Raw genomic sequence first — 22703 nt, 5'->3', positions numbered from 1 at the left:
TTGCCTCGGTCTTGTGCATATTTGCAACTTAATCTTTATGCCTTTTTGTATGGGCAGAAATAAAATCAAAAATGTCAGAACATATTAAAATTACCCTTCCGGATGGCACTGTGAAGGAGTACGAAAAAGGAACTACCGGACTACAGATTGCTGCAAGTATCAGCGAGGGTTTAGCGAGAAACGTTCTAGCCGCCAAAGTAAACGGACAAGTTTGGGATGCTACCCGAGCTATTAACGAAGATTCCTCCATTCAATTATTGACCTGGAATGACGGAGAAGGCAAAAATACTTTTTGGCACTCTTCCGCTCACTTGCTTGCGGAAGCATTGGAAGCACTACATCCAGGGATCAAATTCGGTATCGGACCTCCGATCGAAACGGGCTTTTACTACGATGTAGATTTCGGAGATAAAACCTTAGACGGCTCTGAACTCGAAGCCATCGAAAAGAAAATGATCGAATTGGCTCGGGAGAAGAATGAATACATCCGAACTGATATTTCCAAAAAAGATGCGGTTGACTACTTCCAGAAAAAGGGAGACGAGTATAAACTTGATCTTTTGGAAGGACTTGAGGATGGTTCAATAACCTTCTACCAGCAGGGAAACTTCGTAGATCTTTGTAGAGGTCCACATATTCCAAATACAGGTTTTGTAAAGGCTGTAAAGCTGACAAACATAGCCGGAGCATATTGGAGAGGAGACGAGAAGCGCAAAATGCTTACCCGTATCTATGGTGTGACTTTCCCAAAAGCCAAAGAGCTTACTGATTATTTGACTTTGCTTGAAGAAGCCAAGAAACGCGATCACCGAAAGCTTGGTCGTGAACTTGAGCTTTTCATGTTTTCGGAGAAAGTAGGAGCGGGTCTTCCGCTTTGGCTTCCAAAGGGCACTCTTCTGCGTGAGCGATTGGTGAACTTCATGAAAAAAGCGCAGGACAAATCAGGATACCAGCAGGTGACTACGCCTCATATTGGACATAAGGTTCTATATGAAACTTCTGGCCACTACGAGAAATATGGTAAGGACTCATTTCAGCCAATTACCACTCCACATGAAGGAGAGGAGTTTTTGCTAAAACCAATGAACTGTCCGCATCACTGCGAGATTTATAAGCACAAGCCACATTCATATAAGGAGTTACCAATTCGATATGCAGAATTTGGAACAGTATATCGCTACGAGCAAAGTGGAGAACTCCATGGTTTGACCCGAGTTCGAGGGTTTACTCAGGATGATGCTCACATTTTCTGTCGACCAGATCAGGTGAAGGAAGAGTTTATCAAGGTGATTGATTTGGTGTTGTACGTGTTCAAGGCGTTGGGTTTTGAAGATTATACAGCTCAAATCTCACTTAGAGATCCTGAGAATCCGACTAAGTACATCGGAGGTGACGAAGCTTGGAACAAGGCTGAATCTGCCATTATAGAGGCTGCTGCTGAGAAAGGACTGGATACGGTCACTGAGCTTGGTGAGGCGGCATTCTATGGTCCGAAGTTGGACTTTATGGTCAAAGATGCCTTGGGAAGAAAATGGCAGTTGGGAACTATCCAGGTAGATTATCAATTACCAAACCGATTCGAACTTGAATACATAGGTTCGGATAATCAGAAACACAGACCAGTGATGATTCACAGAGCGCCTTTTGGTTCTCTGGAGCGCTTTGTCGCTGTGCTTATAGAGCACTGTGCAGGTAATTTCCCGCTATGGCTTTCCCCTGAGCAGATCAATATTTTACCTATTTCAGAAAAATATGTAGAATATGCTGAAGAAATTAAGTCAATCCTCGAAGAGGTCGGTATTTCAGGTTCTATAGACAACAGAGATGAAAAGATCGGAAGAAAAATCCGTGACTCTGAAGTTAAAAAAGTGCCTTTCATGCTGATAGTGGGGGAAAAGGAGCAGGAAGAGCGGAAGCTTTCTGTCCGTAAACATGGTGAAGGAGATCTAGGTAACTTCTCCGCGGAGGAGTTTATAACTTATTTTCAAGGCATTATTTCAGCATCATTGAGCAAGTAATACTTAGGTATTATTTGATTCAGTTTTTCTTAATTAGAAATAATTCCGATATTTGCATCCAATTTCATAAAAACAATCAACGCAAACTTGAGAAACCAAAGACAACCCTATAGAGGTAGACAAGAAGAACCTTATAAAGTAAACCAGAAAATCAGAGCTCGTGAAGTGCGGGTAGTTGGAGATTTTGTAGAAGGTGGAAATGCACTGCTACCTACAGATAAAGCCATCAAACTCGCTCAGGAAAATGACCTGGATCTTGTAGAGATTTCTCCGAATGTCGATCCTCCAGTTTGTAAAATTCTAGATTACGCGAAGTTTAAGTACGAGCAGAAAAAGAAGCAGAAGGAAATCAAGTCTAATGCGGCGAAGATTGTTTTGAAGGAAATCAGATTCGGACCGAATACGGATGATCATGATTACAATTTCAAATTGAAGCATGCCATCAATTTCTTGAAAGAAGGCGCAAAAGTGAAGGCTTACGTACATTTTGTGGGTCGTAGCATTGTGTTTAAAGAAAGAGGCGAGATGTTGCTTTTGAAATTTGCTCAGGCACTTGCAGAATATGGAGCTGTAGAGCAGCTTCCAAAAATGGAAGGTAAACGAATGAACATCTTCATCGCTCCGAAGGCAGGAAAGAAATAAATTTCAACTAAATAAATACAGCAAAATGCCAAAGGTAAAAACCAAATCCAGTGCAAAGAAGAGGTTCGCTTTAACGGGAACCGGCAAAATCAAAAGGAAACACGCTTTCAAAAGCCACATCCTAACCAAGAAAGCTACTAAAAGAAAGCGTAACCTGACTAAAACTGGTCTAGTTCACGAATCTGACGAGGGTAGAGTAAGAGATATGTTGAGAATCTGATTCTCCACAGTAGCTTAAAATCAATTAATTAAGGTTTATTTATTCACCAGATAGTTTGGTAATCAAGATTCTGATCAAAAGGAACACCAACTGTCAAAAAACAAAACACTATGCCTAGATCGGTAAACGCGGTAGCGTCCAGAGCAAGAAGAAAAAAAGTGCTAAAAGCCACAAGAGGTTACTTCGGAAGAGGTAGCAACGTATGGACAGTAGCCAAAAACAAGTATGAGAAAGGTCTTCAGTATGCGTACAGAGACCGTAAAGCGAAGAAAAGAGAATTCAGAGCTTTATGGATTCAGCGTATCAACGCAGGTGCAAGAATGCACGGCGTATCCTATTCTCAATTAATGGGATTATTGAAGAAAGGTGAGATCGAACTTAACCGTAAGGTTTTGGCAGATCTAGCCATGAATCACCCAGAAGCATTCAAAGCTGTAGTTGAAAGAGTAAAATAAGGTTGCACTGTCTTATTTTATTGGAAGCCTTCCCTCGGGGAGGCTTTTTTTGTGTTTTTTAATTTTCTATTGAGAAAACCAGCGATTTTTATTTTATTAGGTGATGCGATTTTTCTACCTCACGTTTTTTTTGCTCTGCACTCATTTTGTCTTGGCTCAAAATCAACAAACAACTAGTTTTTCCGGAGTCGTAATAGATGCGGAAGATTCCTCGCCTGTCCAGTTTGCCTACCTATACCTAAAGAACTATCCGGATTTTTCTGGCTTGGCTGATGATCAAGGTGAATTCAAGTTTTTCTTTCCCGCTCAGTTCGTGGATGAAATTGTAATTATATCATCCATTGGGTATCAAAAGCTGGAAGTCCCGATTTCTTCGCTTTCTAAAACTGGAAACACACTCAAGCTCCAAAGGCAGTTACTTTCTTTGAATGAAGTGACTGTGATGCCTGAAGATCATTCCATGCAGGAGATGATTTCTAAGGCGATTGATAATCTCCCCAAAAACTATCCAGACAAACGACATCAGCTTACAGGATTTTACAGAAAAGTCTCTACTAACTATGAGGAGTTTACTAAACTGGTAGAGGCCGCTGTGTTGGTAGAGGATGTTAGCTATCTAAAAGATGGATATGCACTTAAAGTAAAATTGGAGTCCTTAAGGCAAAGTGATGAAATGGGGGAGGTCGATTCTTCCATGGTAACGCTGAAGCAACGAATTAGAGAGCATATTAAATCAACAGGAAGTACTCCCGGACCCATAAACGAGATTATTGGTACTTATCAATATAATAATGGGTTTCGAGGGGATGCTTATAATTCTAAAACATTGTTCGGGAAAGATGGAGACCGGTTTATGGGAATTCCAGAGATTCCTTCTTACCATAGATTTATGGGAGAGGAGATTGTGGGAAATGATACAATCTATCAAATAGCTGTTAGTACCAAAGATCCTCCTAATGGGAATAGCTATTTGAAAATAAACAGTAGAAACCATGCGATTGTAGAATATCAAATAAGTTGGCTATCAGGTGAATATCAAACTTTTGCGAAGTTTAGAGAAGTTGATGGAGTCTACTATCCGGAAGTGATTCGTAACAAAGAGTTAAGATTGATAAATCGTGATGTGGGCACACATCAAATGGATATCAGCACATTTTGGTTTGATGTCCCTGTGACTGAGGATTTGAAAAAGATTCGTGCGAAAGATGCACTTGGCCGCGATAAAGAAGTTGAATACACTGAATATGAACTTGATTCAAGTTTTTGGAGTACTTATGATTTAATCAAAAAACACCCACTGGATTCAGCAATTATCAGGAGTTTGGAAAGGAATAAAAGTCTGGAAAAACAATTTAAGCGCAATGCGAAAGACTAGGCTTCAGGTTCATATATTTTTTCTATTTCTGGTCCTCATGGCTTTCTGGTCTTGTAATTCTGGAGAAAAGGGGGAAGCTTCTATCGAAGCTGGAGGTATAGAGAAGATTGTATTGGTTTTTGAAGATAGTGTTACGCAGGAGTTTTTTCAGCAGCGAAAGGCAGTATTCAAGTTTTTAGATGATAATCATCTACCTGTTGAAATTTTGCCGAGTTCAAAAGACCTTGGGATAGCTCTTGTAATCTCCACTTACAGAGAAAATCTGGATCTTGTTTATCGAGACAATAGCCAGGTTGAGTTCACCTATTTTCTCCAAAAAGGAGATTCCATTCTCATTCAAGTCAAAGACAAAAAACCATGGCTTACTTCTATCAATAAGGAGCTATCACCATACCATTACAATTTGGAGCTTCTAAGGAACAATGAGCTATATGGTAAACCTTATTCAAAAGCCCAAGACTTCTATTTTTTGTGGAATGAAACAAAGTCTTTGCCCTTCGAATTAGACATGAATGAGGATTTGAAGCGAAATAAAGATGAAGCAATTCAGGGATTTCAAAAAGAGGTGGTTTGGAAGGATTCCATAACTAAGGCTGGTTTGCTGACTCAAGAAATCAAAAAATTCTACAGTTCTAAAAATAGGTTGGAACAGAAGAAATTAGAGGCTTACGATCCTGAAAGCTTGCAAATCAATACCAAAATGGCCGTTAATTCCATTCTGGAAACAGATCAATCACAGCTAGCCAACAGCGTGTATTTGGATGAGTTTTCTGAACTGATTATTACTAACCAAACTCAGGAGGAATCCAAAGCTTTAATAGATTCATTGATAGCTGGAGATGACCTGAATTTTATCGAAAAATCGCTGCTCTTTCATCATTTGCAAAAGGAGGTTCCATACCTGTCATTTAAGGATGCTGATGAATTTCTTGGGCTATATGAGGATCTATTAGCTAATTATGCTCAGTTGATTCATCTGAACTCTTTTAATAAAACGCTACAGGCCTTGGAGCCAAACATAGAGTTAATGGGCTTACAAAACAGCTTGGGCAACTTTAAAGAGCTTCTTGACCAAAAGAACGGTAAGTATTTATATGTTGATCTTTGGGCTGCTTGGTGTATTCCTTGTATCAAAGCATTCCCGGCAGCTCTAGCTTTAAATGAGGAATATAAAAGCAGGGGAGTGGAAGTGATCTTTTTATCTGTTGATGATAATTATAAGTTTTGGGAAGAGGTAGCTAACAAATATGACATTGCAATTCCAGGCCAATCCTTTGTAGCTTTGAAAAAAAAGGAGTCTGAATACCTGAAAGCGTTGAACGTAGCACAGATTCCAAGGTATTTGATTTTTGATCCAGCCGGGAAATTAATTCATCCAAATGCTCCTAGGCCAGATACTGAGGAAATCAAATTGTTTTTTAATACTATTCTGCAAAACTGATTTTTATTAGAAGAGCTTCACAATTCCGTAGACGGACACCATTCCAATAGAAAGCACACTTAGCCAAAATAGCATAGTTGAAAAAGCGCCAGAAGCTAGGTTTAATGTGTTGTTCCTAAATCGAAAGCAAACGGCGGCATAGACGACCACAATTAGAAGTACAGAGCCTACAACGCCTCCAAACAATACCATAAAGGAGGGCAGGTTTACAAATGCAAAGGCCAAAGCCCATAGGATAGGTAAAGACCAAGCCAATACAGCTACCCATTTATTTCTAGTTTTCAGATCCTCCCACTTTATCCAGCCAAGCTCACCAAAAATATCCGGAAACAATCGAGTCCAATAAGCAAGCGTTGCAAATACACTAGAGGAAAGAACAAAGAAGGCGCCTGCTGTATAAGCAAGTCGGGCATTTTCACCCAGCGTTTGAGTGTAAATATTAGCTAAAGTTTCTATGAGTTGATTTCCACTTGGAATAGCCTCATTGCCATACAGAATAGAAGCGCCCAAAAGATAAAATGCTGCTGTGACTACTGTATAAATCACCATTGCAACGAGTGCATCTAAATACATAATTTTTATCCATCCATTAGCTCGGACTTTCCATTCGTCACTACCGTCATTTTCTCCAGCATATTTTGCGTAGCCTTTTTCCAAACACCAGTAGGTGTATGCGATTATCTCATCACTGGCTACACCAGTAATACCAAATGCCCCTATAGCGACGAAAATCAAGTTTGAAGGCAATTCAAAAGTCAATCCACTTGCGACATCTGATAATGTAAAAGCAAAGGGACTATGGCTAACTGCAATCACTGATGCCAATGTAAAAACTGTAAAGCCAAGTACCATTACCATAGAGGTTCGCTCAACTACACTATAATAATTCTTGTAAATCAATAGACTTGTGATTGCGCCTAGCAAAAAAGCTAGCAAAATAGGAGAGAGTTGCGGCAGAAGCATACTCAAGGCGATGGCAGCGCCACCTATCATTCCGCCTACTTGAACTATTTTAAATAGCGTCAATAAAAAGGTGCTCCAAACTGCCCAGTTCTTTGGCCCAGGTAATGAGGAGAAAGAACTCATCAAAGGCTTCCCTGTCACAATCGCATTCTTGCCGAACTCTAGTTGAATAGCTACTTTTATTAAGCAGCTAACCAGAATCACCCAAAAAGTGACAAATCCGCCTTCAGCACCAAGAACCGTTGTTGCGATTAGTTCTCCGGAGCCAACTATGGATGCGGAAAGTATAAATCCCGGCCCGAGAAAGTTAAGTTTTTCAAAAAAGGTGGAAGGTGGGTTTTTTATTTCGGGCGTTGTCATCTACTAAAAATAGGGAAATAGATTCCCTCTAGAGAACTAGACTTATTTAGAAAATTTGGAAACAAAAAAAGGCTTCCATTTCTGAAAGCCTTTGAGTAGTCCCGATAGGTCGGGAAGAGATTTGAATTTACCTGCCTAAAGCAGGCTCCCGTCTGCCGCGCCTGTACGCCATCGCGTAGCGGATATGAATCCTGTACTCTAATTAGATATCAAATATAGTAAACCAAAAAAAGGCTTCCATTTCTGAAAGCCTTTGAGTAGCGAGAGGGAGATTTGAACTCCCGACCTCAGGGTTATGAATCCTGCGCTCTAACCAACTGAGCTACCTCGCCATTTTTAATTTCTATTCAATATCTCAATTGGGCGATTTAAACTCCCGTCCGCCGCGCCTGTGCGCCGAGGCGTAGCGGATATGAATCCTGCTCTCTCCCGATAACTATCGGGACCATCGGGATACCTCGCCAAATATTAATAAATGTTGGTTCAAATACGTCAAAGTGTTTCTAATTAGTGAGAAACATTTTTTGGGTATTGATTTTTGAAATTAATGCCTATATTAAAGCACTTTCATCAGTCAAAAGATTTAGTTGACAATCGTTTATTATCAACCCAGAAAACCTCCCTTTCGAATGGGAATGCAAATATGAGGTCTTGTATTGTGAAAAACAAGTTGACGTTCTTTAAAAAAATGAATTTTTACATCCTGTAAAAGCGATTATCATGGTTAAAAATAAGTTTGTGGCTGATTATCAAATCAATGCCTCCAAAAAAATAGTTTTCCACTATTTGAGCACTGCAAGTGGATTAGAAGAGTGGTTTGCCGATGAAGTGAAAATAAATGAGGATAAGAATTATATTTTCAATTTTGATGGTGAGGATCATTATGCCCGTTTAGCTTCTCAGCGAAGTAATTCCCATGTGAAATTTGAATTTTACGACCCAAAAAATCCTGATGAGTCGGATCATGCTTTTATAGAGTTCAAATTGGAAGAGAATGACCTTACCCAAACCTTATTCTTAAAGGTAATCGATTACTCGGATAGCTATGAGGATGATGAGCTAGTCGCAATCTGGGAAGGATTGATAGCAAGATTGAAAGATATTATTGGTGGGTAATCTCGATTGATTTTACCAAATTTGAACTTCAGTTCCTAGGCTTCGTATTTGCCTAGTGAGCAGTTTAAATAATGAAGAAACTAGATAAACTTATACTTGGGTCTTTTTTAGGCCCATTTTTATTGACTTTTATTGTCGTGGATTTCATCCTGTTGACCGTCAACATGCTGAAGTATTTCGATGAGATTTTTGGTAAAGGTCTGAGCTTTTGGATCTATGCTGAGTTGATTGGTTATTTTGTGATTAGTATTTCGCCAATGGCTCTGCCGCTCGCGGTACTACTTTCTAGTTTGATGACTTTTGGTAATCTTGGAGAGCATTTTGAGCTCACGGCCATCAAAAGTAGTGGGATCTCGCTATTACGGGCATTACGGCCAATTGGTGTTTTTGTAATTTTTTTATCATTTGCCGCTTATCTCTCCAATAATTACCTCGTTCCTAAAGTGAACCTTAAAACCTTTGGTTTGCTCTATGATATTCGAATGAAATCTCCGGCGCTAGATATTAAAGCTGGAGTGTTCTATGCGGGAATTCCTGGCTACAGCATTAAGGTCAATGAAAAAATAGGTGAATACGGCCTCAAAGACATTATAATTTACAGCCATGCAGGCGGGTCTTCAGGGAATTTAAATATGACACTGGCAGATTCCGGTAGGATGGAGCCCTTTTTCAATGAAAATTACATGAAGCTTTCATTGTTCCAAGGAATTAATTACAGTGAAGAGAGGCAAACTAGGGGTATTAAAGAAAAACCAGTAGAATTTAACAGAACTTCATTCGATACAAATGAAATTGTATTTGACCTGAATAATACCTTTAAACTTAATAGAACTGCAGAAGACGCATGGTCAACTAATCGGTCAATCAAAAATATCTCTCAAATCAAACTTGGTCTTGACTCTATCAATACTTTGTTGAATGATAAGCTTTATCAAAACTATCAAAGTACTGAAAGTATCTATCCCTTTTTTACTAGAGATAGAAAATTTGAGCCTCCAGTTGATATTGCCGAACGTAAATTTATAGATGACTCTGTAAGACAGGAGAAATTCAGAAGAGAAGAAGCTTTAAAAGATTCTTTGGATAATTTAAAGTTCAATACCAGTAAGGACACAGGTGCTGTTTTGACTGAAAATCCAGAATCTCGATTATTATCAACATCGGATAAAGACGCTGCTATCACTTCACTAAAGTCAGTTAAAGCTACTTCCAGTAGAACCGTTAAAGAATCAGCTAGTAGTATGTCCCCTGTAAAAGGGCAAGTAGAAAATAAACCTACTTCGGGTGATACGGCTGTAAAGTCAGAACCTAAAATTGTATTAAATGCACCTCGAACTGCTCCGCTGACTGATAAGGAAAGAAAAGAGATTGATTCTTTAGTCGTAGGTAGAGGAATTAAGCAAAGTGCCGTCACTATGGCTTTGAATAATTCCCGAAGTTTGAAAAACAACTTTTCTATCAGGAAAACTGAAATAGAGAACTATAAAAGAGACTATAGAAGATTTCAAATAGCATGGTACCAGAAATACACTCAGGCTTTTGCTTGTTTTGCAATGTTTCTGATCGGGGCACCACTTGGTGCAATTATTAAAAAAGGTGGACTTGGAATGCCTGTATTAGTATCTATTATTTTCTTCATTATTTATTACATGCTTACCATTACAGGGGAGAAGTGGGCCAAAGAAGGGCTTACAGATCCTTTATTTGGAACATGGTTTTCAATTTTATGCTTACTTCCCTTTGGGTTGTTTTTTGTGAGGCAGGCCAGAAAAGACTCCAGATTATTTGAACCTGACTTTTATTTGAGCATGTGGAAAAGTGTTCAAAACAGGATTAAAGTTCTTCGCTCAAAAGCGAATTAAGCTTTCATATTCTTAAAATATATCTTACCTTTGTGGTTGTTTTACAAAATTTAGCTAAACATGTATTTATCCTCAGAGATTAAAGAAGAGTTATTTAAGAATCATGGACGGTTAAAATCTGCTACTGACACAGGATCACCTGAGTCTCAGATTGCCCTCTTTACACACAGAATCAAGCATTTGACTGAGCATTTGAAGTCAAATAAGAAGGATCACTCCTCAAGACTTGGTTTGTTGAAGCTAGTAGGTAAGAGAAGAAGCCTATTGGATTACCTTCACAAGAAAGAAATCGAGCGATACAGATCAATCATCGCCGAGCTAGGAATCAGAAAATAACCAATCTAGTAAGGTTCTCTTGAGTGAGAACCTTACTTTTTTATTTTTAAGGTTATACCGAAACTTTTACCACTAACGACGCAAACTAACAATTATTTATGTTACCGAATTTAATCACCAAGACCATCACACTAGAAGATGGCAGAGAAATTATAATAGAAACTGGGGCTTTGGCTAAACAAGCTGATGGTTCAGTAGTAGTGAAGATGGGAAAGGCTATGCTTTTGGCTACAGTTGTATCCAAGAAGGAAGCTGGAGAAGGGGTGGACTTTTTACCTATGTCAGTTGACTACCAAGAGAAGTTTGCTTCCTCAGGAAAAATTCCAGGAGGATTTTTGAAGAGAGAAGGAAGACTTTCTGATTACGAGATTTTGATTAGCCGTATTGTAGATAGAGCTATTCGTCCAATTTTTCCTGATGATTACCATGCAGATACTCAGATCGCAATTACTTTAATCAGTGGTGACGATGATGTGCTTCCAGATGCATTGGCCGGTCTTGCGGCTTCAGCAGCCCTTGCAGTGTCTGATATTCCTTTCAATGGCCCTATTTCTGAGGTTCGCGTAGCGAAAATAGACGGGAAATTGAAAATAAATCCTTCTCCTTTAGAGTTAGAAAAGGCTTCTTTGGAATTTATCGTGGCAGGTTCGCTTGACTTCATCCTAATGGTAGAAGGCGAAGCTAACGAGATTCAAGAAGAAGAAATGCTGGAAGCGATGCAATATGCTCATGAGGAAATCAAGAGACATTGCCAAGCTCAAATTGAGTTGACAAGACTTGTAGGCAAAGAAGTAAAAAGAGAATACAATCACGAGAAGTCAGATCCAGCTCTTTTCGATAAAATGCGTGCAGATGTTTACGACAAGCTATATGCTTCCGTAGGTAAGCTTATCGCAAATAAATCTGAGCGTTCTGCTTTAATTAAAGAAATTAAGGAAGAGTTCGTAGCTAGCTTAGGTGAAGATCACGGATACGAAGCAAGCCTTATCGGTCCATATTTCAGTAAAATCCACAAAGAAGCTGCTAGAAACTTGACGTTGAATGAGAAGAAGAGACTGGACGGTAGAAAATTGGACGAAGTAAGACCTATCTGGTCTGTAGTTGATTATTTACCTTCTGCTCACGGTTCTGCTGTATTCACTCGAGGTGAAACTCAATCATTGACCACTTGTACTTTGGGTACTAAGATGGACGAGATGATGGTGGATGGTGCAACTATCTCAGGATACAACAAATTCTACCTTCACTATAATTTCCCAGGCTTCTCTACAGGTGAAGTTAAACCAAATAGAGGTCCAGGAAGAAGAGAAGTAGGTCATGGTAATCTTGCCATGAGAGCTTTGAAAAAAGTACTTCCTCCAGTTGAGGAGAATCCATACACTATCCGTATAGTTTCTGACATCTTGGAATCTAACGGATCTTCTTCAATGGCTACCGTTTGTGCTGGTTCATTGGCATTGATGGATGCAGGTATTCCTATCAAATCTGCAGTAACTGGTATCGCAATGGGTATGATCTCTGACGCGAAGACGGGTAAATATTCTATCCTATCTGATATTTTGGGAGACGAAGATCACCTAGGTGATATGGATTTCAAGGTAACTGGAACTTCTAAAGGAATCACTGCTTGTCAGATGGATTTGAAAGTTGAAGGACTTGACTATTCTGTGTTGAAAGAAGCCTTGCTTCAGGCAAAAGATGGTAGACTTCATATTTTGGATGAAATCACTAAAACTCTTGCAGCTCCTAAGGCAGAATTGAAACCTCATACTCCAAGATCATTTATCATGATGATTCCTAAGGAATTGATCGGTGCGGTGATTGGACCAGGTGGTAAAGTAATTCAGGAGATCCAGAAGGATACTGGAGCTACTATTGTTATCGAAGAAGTAGATAATCAGGGTAAAATCAATATTTTCTCTGCAAATCAAGATAAACTTAATGCTGCTCTTTCCCGTATCAAAGCGATCGTTGCTCAGCCTGAAATAGGAGAGACTTATACTGGTAAAGTAAAAAATATTCAACCTTTTGGAGCCTTTGTGGAATTTATGCCGGGCAAGGATGGTTTACTTCATATCTCCGAGATCAAGCATGAGCGTGTAGAAACTATGGACGGTGTACTTGAGCCAGGAGAAGAAATACAGGTTAAATTGATCGATGTAGATAAGAAAACTGGCAAATTCAAGCTTTCAAGAAAGGCCTTATTGCCAAAACCAGAAAAACCAACATCAAATTCTTAAGGTTAATCGAAACATTTGATTAATTTGATTTTCATAAACTATTAAATTTCACAAATCATATTCCTGAATGAGGCAGCTAAAGATTAGCAAACAGATTACCAACAGAGAAAGTCAATCCCTGGATAAATATCTTCAAGAGATTGGAAAAGTTGACCTGTTGACAGCAGATGAAGAGGTAGTTCTGGCCAAGAGAATTAGAGAAGGTGACCAATTGGCACTGGAAAAATTAACTAAAGCCAACCTTCGATTTGTAGTATCAGTTGCCAAGCAGTACCAGAACCAAGGACTTTCTTTGGGAGACTTGATCAATGAGGGGAACCTTGGTCTGATCAAAGCTGCACAGCGATTTGATGAAACTCGTGGATTTAAGTTCATATCCTATGCCGTTTGGTGGATTAGACAATCAATTCTTCAGGCACTTGCTGAGCAATCCAGAATTGTTCGTCTTCCATTGAACAGAGTTGGTTCTTTGAATAAGATCAGCAAGACCTTTAGCGAGCTTGAGCAGAAATTTGAGCGTGAGCCATCGCCAGAAGAATTGGCTGAGGTTCTAGAAGTTACTGCCAATGAGGTTGTTGATACCATGAAGATTTCTGGTCGTCACGTATCTATGGATGCGCCATTCGTACAAGGTGAAGAAAACAGCCTTTTGGACGTTTTGGAAAATGACGGTGATGAAAAGCCAGATGATGGTTTGATGAATGATTCCCTTCGTAAGGAAGTTCAACGAGCACTTTCTACCTTGACTCAGAGAGAAGCTGATGTAATCACGCTTTACTTTGGTCTAAACGGAGAGCATGCCATGACTTTGGAAGAAATCGGAGAGAAATTCAATCTGACTAGAGAGCGAGTAAGACAAATCAAAGAGAAGGCAATCCGCCGACTGAGACATACTTCCCGTAGTAAGACGCTGAAACCTTACCTCGGATAAGCAAGCACACAATACAAAGGGGGTCTTAAGCCCCCTTTTTTTATTTCATTACATTTTGCTTTAGTTTTTTAGAAGTCAATAAATTCTCATTTGCCTGGGCTTAGGGAATTTTAACAAGATGCAACTTTGTTACTAGAGCAGAAATCATAAAATTTGCCCGATTTAATATTACCTATTAATGAAACCAGAAATTGAAAAAGTAAAAGTTTTGATCATTGGATCAGGACCTGCAGGTTATACTGCAGCGATATATGCTTCTAGAGCGGGACTTTCTCCTGTGTTATATACTGGTGGACAGCCAGGTGGTCAACTGACCATTACCAATGACGTCGAAAACTATCCAGGATACCCAAATAGTGTTACCGGGCCGGAGATGATGGAAGACTTTAGGAAACAAGCAGAGCGTTTTGGTACTCAAGTTAGATATGGCTTGGCGACAAGTGTTGATTTTACCACAAAACCTCATACTGTAGTCATAGATGAGCAAGTCACTATTCATGCTGATACGGTTTTGATTTCAACAGGCGCATCAGCTAAATGGCTAGGAATCGAAAGTGAAACGAGATTGAATGGAAAAGGTGTTTCTGCTTGTGCAGTTTGTGATGGCTTCTTTTTCCGTGGCCAGGAAGTCGCAATAGTAGGAGCAGGGGATACTGCTTGTGAGGAAGCCTCCTACCTTTCAAATATTTGTAGTAAGGTTTACATGCTTGTCCGTAAAGATGAGATGCGCGCATCCCAAATCATGCAAAAACGTGTGATGAATAATCCTAAGATTCAAATTCTCTGGAATACTGAGACTGATGAGATCCTGGGAGATGATGAAGTAAATGGTGTAAGGATCTTCAACAATAAAACCGGAGAAAAATCAGAAATCGCTATTTCTGGCTTCTTTGTTGCTATTGGACATGAACCAAACACCGGCATCTTCAAAGATTATATTCATATGGATGAAGCCGGCTATATCAAAACTATCCCAGGAAGTACCAAAACCAACGTTGAAGGAGTTTTTGCATGTGGAGATGCGCAAGACAACATCTACCGACAAGCAGTAACAGCTGCTGGTACGGGCTGCATGGCTGCCTTGGATGCTGAGCGATATTTGGCTGAGTTCGAGAATGATTAAACCTAATAGATGAGGTATTCAATCCTATTTGTAGTCTTTTGTTTAAATCTGAGCATTGGCGCTTTAAATGCCAATGCTCAAATTTTTCCAAAGATTATCAAGAAAAATAATACGACACCACCTGCTGGAGCAGGCCAAGAAAGGAAGAATATCGAACTGAGGGGGTTTGATCAGGAATCCTATCTTAGGTCATTATCGTCCGTAACAGATTCTATTATTTTTGAAAATAATGTAAACCTTGGAAGAGTGAGGTCTATCATTAGTGAAGATCAGGATATTATGATTTGGGCACCCACAAATCAGCTGATAAAAGTATCCGAGCAAATCCAAATTGACAGTATATGGGTGACAGCATTTGAGTATTATTCTTCCTGGGATTCTAACAAAATTGATATTTATAATTTTGATCCAAAAACCTTTACCGATTCAGTAAATATTCGTCTATACGATGAGTTTTTTGGATATAATTGGAAAATGCCACTAGAAACAACTCCAGTGACTTCTCCATATGGTTACCGGTGGAGAAGATGGCATTACGGTACAGATTTGGATTTGAATACTGGAGACCCTGTTTATAGTGGTTTTGATGGTATCGTCCGTGTGAAATCTTACGATAGATATGGCTATGGCTATTACATTGTTATCAGACATAAAAATGGCCTAGAAACTCTTTACGGTCATTTATCCAAACAACTAGTGGATATTGGGCAAGAAGTAAAAGCAGGTGATCTAATAGCCAAAGGAGGGAATACGGGTAGAAGTACGGGTTCACATTTACATTATGAACTCCGCTATAGAGGCTTAGCCTTTGATGCAGAAAAAGTTTACGATTTTCCGGAATATAAAATCCGAAGTCAAAATTATTTAATAACCCCTGAGCTTTTTGGTAATATAGTTCAAGCGAGAACAAATGCGTATCACAAAGTAAAAAAGGGAGAAAATTTGGGTTCTATAGCCAGAAAGTATGGTGTATCAGTAAGTGCGCTAACTAGGTTAAATGGAATCTCAACTCGTACAATATTAAGAATAGGACAGAACCTCCGTGTTCGCTAGCCAAAGTAAAAAATGACAAAGCTGGATATATTAGTTTTTTCCGCACACCCCGATGATGCTGAGTTAGGTTGTTCTGGTACAATTGCTTCCCATGTAGCTAAAGGACATAAAGTTGGAATTGTTGATTTTACTCAAGGAGAGATGGGAACACGTGGTACTCCTGAAATTCGCCTTCAGGAAGCCGAAGCTTCAAGTAAAATTTTACAACTTTCAGCAAGAGAAAACTTAGGTTTTCAGGATGTTTATTTTCAAAATGATGAACCTCATCAATTGAAATTGATCGAGATGATCAGAAAATATCAACCCGAGATTGTACTGGCTAATGCCGTTTCTGATAGGCATCCTGATCACGGTAAAGGCTCTAATTTGGCTAGTACAGCATGCTTTATGAGCGGACTTCGTAAAATCAAAACCCAGCTAAACGGGGTGGATCAAGTGGCGTGGAGACCAAAATTTGTTTATCACTACATTCAAAACAATTACATAGAGCCTGATTTTGTGATGGATATTACGCCGCATTGGCAAACCAAAATTGATAGTATTCTAGCATTCCAATCTCAGTTTTACGATCCAGCCAGCGAAGAACCAGCCAGTTTCATTTCAGATCCAGAATTTCTGCCATTCATAGAAGCTAGAGCTCGGGAATTTGGGCACAAGATTCTAGTGAAATATGGAGAAGGCTTCACAGTAGAACGAATGATAGGAAGTGATAATCTTTTTGACCTAAAGTAATTAGGGAGCCAATCTTACGATTTCCCAATTATCACCTTTCTGTACGTATTTTATCCGATCATGTAGTCGACTCGGTCTCCCTTGCCAAAATTCAATTGTATTTGGAAGTAATCTGTACCCACCCCAATGCGGTGGTCGTGATATACTATTTTCAGTAAACTGTTTTTCGAATACTGTTAGCCGGTCATTAAGGTCTTCCCTTGAATCGATTACTTGACTTTGTGGTGATACCCAGGCTCCAATTTGTGAACCTATAGGCCTAGAGAAAAAATATAAATCTGATTCTTCAGCTGTTACTTTTTCAATTTTTCCACGAATTCTCACTTGCCGCTCAAGTTCGGGCCAAAAAAAAGTTAAAGAAGCTAAACTGTGATTTTCAAGTTCTTTTCCTTTTTCGCTAGAATAGTTGGTAAAAAAAACAAAACCGGTATCGATGCCTTTCAATAGAAGAATTCTGGCATTTGGGGCCCCATCTAAGCCAATTGTAGAAACAGTCATAGCATTAACTTCGAGAACTTGAGCTATTACAGCTTCTTCAAACCAAGCTTTGAATTGGATGATTGGATCTACGTTTACATCACTGATATCCAGAGATTTAATGGTGTAGTCTTTACGTATTGCTGAGATGTCCATAGATGGATTATAATCAATAAATTCTTTGATATAAAATTACCATAGCCATTGCATTTAAAAAATTATGATCTATATTTTTCAAGAATTTAGAATTTAGATGCGAATGAGTAAAGATGAACAACGTAACCCTAAGGCTGGTGATCTTTTAATTTCCGAGCCATTTTTGCAAGACGAAAATTTTGTTCGCTCTGTGGTTTTACTTTGTGAACATTCCGAAGAAGGTAGTTTTGGCCTTATTATCAACAAACCATCAATACTTAAATTGGGGGAACTTGTGGAAGCCCTGGGATTTTTGGACAAAGAAGTATTTGTAGGTGGGCCAGTAGAACAGAATACCCTACATTTTATCTATGTCGGGGAAAAGGCATTGGATGGCAGTATTTCTTTGGGTGAAAATATATGGTGGGGCGGAGACTATGACTCTTTAGTTGAGAAATTAAAACTTGGACTGTTTGACCCTGAGTCAGTACGTTTTTTTCTAGGGTATAGTGGATGGGGTTCTGATCAATTGGATGATGAATTATCAGAGGAAACTTGGATTATTTGTAGAGAAAATCTGGATGAAAAAACTTTTGATTTTACACCTGAAGAGCTTTGGAAAAACCTACTCAAGAATATGGGAGGAGAGTTTAAAGTAATAGCAAATTATCCCCTAGATCCAAGATTAAATTAGGCAAAATCCCTACTTTTGCGCATATTGCCGCCTAATAGTACTGTTTTTATGACTGATAAAAGTAATGATTTGTCCGACAAGGACAAGGTGACTCAAGCCTCCAGTTCTGAAGAGGTAAAGGGTATCGCAAAGGAAATTAGATCTGAAACTAACGAAGAAACTACGGAAGATCAGATAACAGAAACTTCACCTAGGGTAGACTCAACTCCGGAGAACGATGTGGAAGCTGAATCAACTCAGGAATCTGTAGAAGCAGATGAACCTGTAGAGGCTGTTGAAGAACAAATTGCCGAAGCTCCAATTACACCTGCAGCCGTGTCGCCCAAAGTTGTAGAAGAAGCTCCAATAGAAGAGCAATCAACTTCTCCTGAGCCTGCTGAACAAGTTGATTCTGGAGCTGAAGTAGTTGCTTCAGCAACTGATGATGCTGACTCAGAATCCGAAGACAGTGATTCAGAGGATGAAGAAGACGATCATCATGATGAGGGGATTGATGTCTCTACACTTTCTAAAATAGAACTTGTGGCTTTACTAAAAAGTAAGGTTAAGCAAGAGAATATCTATAGAATTGACAAGCTTGTCCATGAAATCAAGGCAGCTTTTGATGAATATACGCATAAGGAAAAGGATGAAGCTTTAGAGAAATTTAAAGCTGAAGGAGGTGCAGAAGACGATTTTGATTTCCGTCCAAGTGACGAAGAAAAGGAGTTCAATACATATTATTACGAATATCGTCATCAACTAGGAGCCCTTCGCAAAGAAGCAGAAAAGAAAAAAGAATCCAATTTGGCGGCGAAGACAGAGTTGCTAAATAAACTTAGAGATCTAGTCGACGGCGAGGAAACTACTTTAAGTATGGCGACGATAAAAGCCTTACAAGAAGAGTGGAAAAGTATTGGTCAAGTACCAGCATCACAGAATAGAAGCCTTTGGGCAAGCTACAATGCTTTGATGGACCGCTTTTATGATAATAGAAGTATCTATTTTGAGTTAAAAGAGCTTGATCGTAAGAAAAATCTAGAAAGTAAATTGGAGCTTGTTGATAAAGCCGTTGCATTAAAAGACGTGAAAGATCTTAAAGATGCAATCAAAGCGCTGAACGAGCTTCATGAGGAATTTAAGCATATAGGCCCAGTTCCTAGGGAAGAGCAAGAGGCATTGTGGCAAAAATTTAAAGCTGCTTCTGATGCAGTTTACGATCGTAGAAAGGATTTCTATGAAGGTCAAAAAGAAGTTTTCAAAGCAAATCAGGATCAAAAAGAAGCACTAATTGAATCTTTGAAGCCTTTTGCTGAATTTAAGGCAGATAGAATTCGTGAGTGGAATGCCAAGACTAAGGAGATCTTAGAAATTCAAAAAAATTGGGAAAAAATAGGCCCTGTACCTAGAGAAGCAGGAAAGGATATAAATAAGTCATTTTGGGCTTCTTTCAAGCAATTCTTCCACAACAAGAATTTGTTCTTCAAAGAACTTGATGAAATCCGTGCAACAAACCAAGCTAAAGCAGAAGAGCTAATTAGCAAAGCAGAAGAATTAAAAGACAATACAGATTGGCAGAATACCGCTAATGCTTTGGTGAAACTTCAGCAAGATTGGAAAAAGCTTGGCCCAACACCTGAAAAAAGTAGAGATAGTCTCTATAAGCGTTTTAAACTTGCTTGTGATACTTTCTTTGACAATAGAAGAGAATCAAATAAGCAGTCCAATGCTGAGTTTGAAGAGAACCTTGCAAGTAAACAGGCAATTTGTAAGCAAATTACTGATTCCGCTAAAAGTGGAGAAGTATCTGAGGATGAATTGACCACGTTGGTAGGGGAGTTCAATGATTTGGGTTTTGTACCTAGAAAATCCATGAAAGAGATTCAGTCTCAATTCAAAACTGCTGTGGATCTTTATCTAGAAAAGTTGAGTCCTGAAGGAGCTGGAAGAGAGGAATTCCTATTTAGGTTAAATCTGAACAGACTCCAATCGGATCCAAACGCTGTAAAAACACTGAATAAAAAAGAACACGGAATACGTAAGCAAATTTCTGAATTGGAGAATAACATCACCTTGTGGAAAAACAATTTGGAATTCTTTGCTGCCTCCAAGACTGCTGATAAATTGAAAGATCAGTTTGATGTGAAGATCCAAAAAGCAGAAGAAGAGATCGAAAAACTGAAGAGTAAGCTGTCAATATTAAGGGAGTTTTAAATTTTTCTCACTCAGAATAAGGAAGATAGGATTTTTCTTTTGTGAGGGTTTGGAGCAAATAAAGTGAACGGCTATATTTGCATCACAATAAGGGAATAAGCCTCCTTAGCTCAGCTGGTAGAGCAACTGACTTGTAATCAGTAGGTCATTGGTTCGATCCCGATAGGAGGCTCAAAAAGGGAAACAGCAATGTTTCCCTTTTTGTATTTTAGGGCATCAAACGTTACCTATATGTTTGTTGTCTATATTCTGTATTCAGTAAAAATAGATCAATTCTACATTGGTCAATCGGAAGATTTTGGTCGTAGAATTGAAGAGCATAATTCACATATTTTTCAGTCTGCTTCTACCAAAATTACAAATGATTGGAGCCTATATTTTTCGTTGGAATGTGAAACTAGAGCACAGGCGGTTAGAATAGAATCTCATATCAAAAAATCAAAATCCAGAGTTTATTTGGAGAATATTATAAAGTACCCAGAAATTACTGAAAAATTACGCCTAAGGTATAAGTAAATATCAGTAGGTCATTGTCCGCGATAGTTATCGGGACGATCCCGATAGGAGGCTCAAAAAGGGAAACAGCAATGTTTCCCTTTTTGTATTTTAGGGCATAAAGCAGATTTTCTAGTTTTAATTTTTATTCGTTAGTTTTCAACCTGAAAACCAATAAATAGAGTTCATTGACTACTAGTCTTTGATACATCTTAAATAAAAGCCTGGAAGTTCTTGAGAAGGAGAAAAATAGTCAGCATTTGAAGTTGAAACAAAAATTTTAGAGTCTTCGGAAAGATCTGAAATTCCTACAGTTATAATATCTCCAGATTTTTCAGTGGTAGATGTCCAAAAGGAAGCGATTAACCCTTTTGAACCAAAGTAACCACCAATGTATCTTTCTCCTCCAGGAAGTGCATTAAATCCGCTTGTATTTGTTCCAGGTTTATTTATCCAGTAACCCGTGCTTTTGAGTTTTTTACCTGCTTCAAGAGTCCCTCCGTTGAAATTAAATAAATCATTCCAATCAGATATCGTAGGGATTTTCCATTCTTCGGGTGCTAATCCTCTAGCATCAACAATTGCATAGTAATTATAGATTAATCCGTATACGTTTCCATTTTCTTCTAAATTTTCATAATAAGACCAAGCAGGTACTTTTTCTAAATAAGCTCTTTCCCAATCTCCTTGGTTAGTAGCGTGAAAGAGATCATCACCATTTTTGAATTTCTTTAACCCTAGATTCTTTTTCATCCAAATCTGATCACCTATTTCAATACCATTTTCCGGAATGACGGATAAACGCGGATCCTCTGGCTCTTGACAAGAAAAAAGTAGTAGAATAACTAAAGCCAATGAATGTATTTTGATCATAAGTTAATTTTAAGAATTCAAATTTTCTTAGTTTCTATATCCTGAATTGATTCTATTTCCGTATTTCCTAATCAATTGCAGCACACATTATTTAAGCGGGTATCTTTCTAATTCAATTGAAGAAAGTAGTGAGGAATACTTTGAATGGAGCTCCGCTCACTCTTCTGTTACTGATTGGCACCAAGCTTTGATTTGTGGAAACGTTTTAGTCTTCTTGATGACTTGACTTTAAAGTGTATTTCTATCAGTTGCAGGTTAATGATCATCAAATAAGTCAAAATCAGGTTAAGATAAGGTACCAAATATTCTTTTAATAATTGAATCAACAATACTTTATTTGACTTTATCTCGTAAAAAAGGCATAAATCCATTGATATTTTCAGAAAACCAAATAATCATTTCATTATATTGAGAGATTAATAATTTAATCAAAGAACCAGGTATGAAATCAAACAAACTTATTTTAGCTAGCATCATTTTCTTGCTTTCCCTTAGCTTTGTTCTCGCTGCTTCAGTTTCCTCACCGGAATATTTTGAAGGCAAGTGGAATGTTTTAATTAAAGGTACTCCTGAAGGGGATGCTACAATCCCTATTCGGTTTGAAACAATTGACGGGAAGACCACGGGTTATTTTCTGGAAGAAGGAGCTACAGAAGAGAAAAAAATGAGTTCTGCTACTATTAATGGAGATGTAATCAATACATCATTTAACATTAGCGGTTACGATGTCACCTTATTTCTGAAAAAAGTAGATGCAGACAACGCCAACGGAGACCTTCTAGGCATGTTTGATGCAGAGGGTACACGAGTGAAAGAAGATAGTAAGTAAGGATTACAAAGAAGGTAAAGACATACCTAAATCTAAATAACAAAAAGGTGATATAAATTCTATCACCTTTTTGTTTATATGATGTTCTATAAATATGTCTTGGTTAATTTTTTCCACTGCTTCAGGTCCATTTTTATCAG

General features: G+C 38.5%; 21 protein-coding genes and 2 tRNA genes. 19 read left to right on the top strand and 4 right to left on the bottom strand.

Features of this window, described 5'->3' with window-relative positions; translation table 11 throughout:
- The first annotated feature begins 71 nt into the window (after positions 1-71).
- From thrS to LV83_RS08060, 6 genes are all read left to right on the top strand, one after another.
- Positions 72-2018, top strand: a complete 1947-nt coding sequence (gene thrS, locus LV83_RS08085) for a threonine--tRNA ligase (protein WP_111611046.1) — start codon at positions 72-74, stop codon at positions 2016-2018.
- An 87-nt stretch (positions 2019-2105) separates the two neighbouring features.
- A complete protein-coding gene (gene infC / locus LV83_RS08080; protein ID WP_111611045.1) occupies positions 2106-2660 on the top strand; it encodes a translation initiation factor IF-3 in 555 nt (184 codons plus the stop codon).
- A 25-nt stretch (positions 2661-2685) separates the two neighbouring features.
- Positions 2686-2880 carry a 50S ribosomal protein L35 gene (rpmI, locus tag LV83_RS08075; RefSeq protein ID WP_087941465.1) on the top strand — a complete coding sequence of 65 codons (195 nt, stop codon included), beginning with the start codon at positions 2686-2688 and terminating at the stop codon, positions 2878-2880.
- Positions 2881-2990: 110 nt separating this feature from the next.
- On the top strand, positions 2991-3335 hold the full coding sequence (gene rplT, locus LV83_RS08070) for a 50S ribosomal protein L20 (RefSeq protein ID WP_091691840.1): 345 nt from the start codon (positions 2991-2993) through the stop codon (positions 3333-3335).
- Positions 3336-3438: 103 nt separating this feature from the next.
- Complete coding sequence (locus LV83_RS08065) at positions 3439-4710, top strand: peptidase associated/transthyretin-like domain-containing protein (RefSeq protein WP_111611044.1); 1272 nt, start codon at positions 3439-3441, stop codon at positions 4708-4710.
- Between the two features lie 37 nt (positions 4711-4747).
- Entirely contained in the window at positions 4748-6151 is a 1404-nt protein-coding gene (locus LV83_RS08060) for a TlpA family protein disulfide reductase (RefSeq protein ID WP_158530536.1), read from the top strand.
- 6 nt (positions 6152-6157) lie between these two features.
- Here LV83_RS08060 and LV83_RS08055 read toward each other — a convergent pair whose 3' ends face one another.
- Together LV83_RS08055 and LV83_RS08050 are read right to left on the bottom strand one after the other, a co-directional pair.
- Positions 6158-7474 (bottom strand): Nramp family divalent metal transporter, encoded by a 1317-nt coding sequence (locus LV83_RS08055; protein WP_111611042.1) that lies wholly within the window; start codon positions 7472-7474, stop codon positions 6158-6160.
- Between the two features lie 258 nt (positions 7475-7732).
- A tRNA-Met gene (locus tag LV83_RS08050) sits at positions 7733-7806 on the bottom strand.
- 388 nt (positions 7807-8194) lie between these two features.
- On the opposite strand from LV83_RS08050, the gene LV83_RS08045 reads away from it, so the two are divergent.
- The 8 genes from LV83_RS08045 to bshB1 all read left to right on the top strand — a co-directional run bounded on the left by LV83_RS08045 (position 8195) and on the right by bshB1 (position 16867).
- Positions 8195-8590: an START-like domain-containing protein gene (locus LV83_RS08045; protein WP_111611041.1), complete on the top strand. Its 396-nt coding sequence runs from the start codon at positions 8195-8197 to the stop codon at positions 8588-8590.
- Positions 8591-8661: 71 nt separating this feature from the next.
- Entirely contained in the window at positions 8662-10452 is a 1791-nt protein-coding gene (locus LV83_RS08040) for an LptF/LptG family permease (protein ID WP_111611040.1), read from the top strand.
- A 60-nt stretch (positions 10453-10512) separates the two neighbouring features.
- Positions 10513-10788, top strand: a complete 276-nt coding sequence (gene rpsO, locus LV83_RS08035; protein WP_057936311.1) for a 30S ribosomal protein S15 — start codon at positions 10513-10515, stop codon at positions 10786-10788.
- A gap of 98 nt (positions 10789-10886) precedes the next feature.
- Positions 10887-13028, top strand: coding sequence for a polyribonucleotide nucleotidyltransferase (gene pnp / locus LV83_RS08030; protein WP_111611039.1), 2142 nt, complete (start codon positions 10887-10889; stop codon positions 13026-13028).
- Positions 13029-13095: 67 nt separating this feature from the next.
- Positions 13096-13959, top strand: coding sequence for a sigma-70 family RNA polymerase sigma factor (locus tag LV83_RS08025; protein ID WP_057936313.1), 864 nt, complete (start codon positions 13096-13098; stop codon positions 13957-13959).
- A 178-nt stretch (positions 13960-14137) separates the two neighbouring features.
- Complete coding sequence (trxB, locus tag LV83_RS08020; protein ID WP_111611038.1) at positions 14138-15082, top strand: thioredoxin-disulfide reductase; 945 nt, start codon at positions 14138-14140, stop codon at positions 15080-15082.
- 9 nt (positions 15083-15091) lie between these two features.
- Positions 15092-16135: a M23 family metallopeptidase gene (locus tag LV83_RS08015; RefSeq protein ID WP_111611037.1), complete on the top strand. Its 1044-nt coding sequence runs from the start codon at positions 15092-15094 to the stop codon at positions 16133-16135.
- A gap of 12 nt (positions 16136-16147) precedes the next feature.
- Positions 16148-16867 carry a bacillithiol biosynthesis deacetylase BshB1 gene (bshB1, locus tag LV83_RS08010; protein ID WP_111611036.1) on the top strand — a complete coding sequence of 240 codons (720 nt, stop codon included), beginning with the start codon at positions 16148-16150 and terminating at the stop codon, positions 16865-16867.
- Here the strand turns inward: bshB1 and pdxH are convergent, their stop codons facing one another.
- A complete protein-coding gene (gene pdxH, locus LV83_RS08005; protein ID WP_111611035.1) occupies positions 16868-17500 on the bottom strand; it encodes a pyridoxamine 5'-phosphate oxidase in 633 nt (210 codons plus the stop codon).
- Positions 17501-17603: 103 nt separating this feature from the next.
- Between pdxH and LV83_RS08000 the strand changes: the two genes are divergently transcribed.
- The 4 genes from LV83_RS08000 (at position 17604) to LV83_RS21790 (ending at position 20882) form a co-directional block, all read left to right on the top strand.
- On the top strand, positions 17604-18173 hold the full coding sequence (locus LV83_RS08000) for a YqgE/AlgH family protein (protein ID WP_111611034.1): 570 nt from the start codon (positions 17604-17606) through the stop codon (positions 18171-18173).
- A 48-nt stretch (positions 18174-18221) separates the two neighbouring features.
- Complete coding sequence (locus LV83_RS07995) at positions 18222-20366, top strand: DUF349 domain-containing protein (RefSeq protein ID WP_111611033.1); 2145 nt, start codon at positions 18222-18224, stop codon at positions 20364-20366.
- A 99-nt stretch (positions 20367-20465) separates the two neighbouring features.
- Positions 20466-20538 (top strand) — tRNA-Thr (locus LV83_RS07990).
- 17 nt (positions 20539-20555) lie between these two features.
- Complete coding sequence (locus tag LV83_RS21790; RefSeq protein ID WP_394335797.1) at positions 20556-20882, top strand: GIY-YIG nuclease family protein; 327 nt, start codon at positions 20556-20558, stop codon at positions 20880-20882.
- Between the two features lie 174 nt (positions 20883-21056).
- Here the strand turns inward: LV83_RS21790 and LV83_RS07980 are convergent, their stop codons facing one another.
- Positions 21057-21734: a fibrobacter succinogenes major paralogous domain-containing protein gene (locus LV83_RS07980; RefSeq protein WP_111611031.1), complete on the bottom strand. Its 678-nt coding sequence runs from the start codon at positions 21732-21734 to the stop codon at positions 21057-21059.
- Between the two features lie 442 nt (positions 21735-22176).
- Between LV83_RS07980 and LV83_RS07975 the strand changes: the two genes are divergently transcribed.
- A complete protein-coding gene (locus LV83_RS07975; protein ID WP_111611030.1) occupies positions 22177-22563 on the top strand; it encodes a hypothetical protein in 387 nt (128 codons plus the stop codon).
- Positions 22564-22703: the final 140 nt, after the last annotated feature.

This window comes from Algoriphagus yeomjeoni (genome assembly GCF_003259505.1).
GTDB lineage: Bacteria > Bacteroidota > Bacteroidia > Cytophagales > Cyclobacteriaceae > Algoriphagus > Algoriphagus yeomjeoni.
The sequence above is the reverse complement of the archived record's forward strand: the minus strand, read 5'-3'. Positions and strand labels throughout refer to the sequence as shown.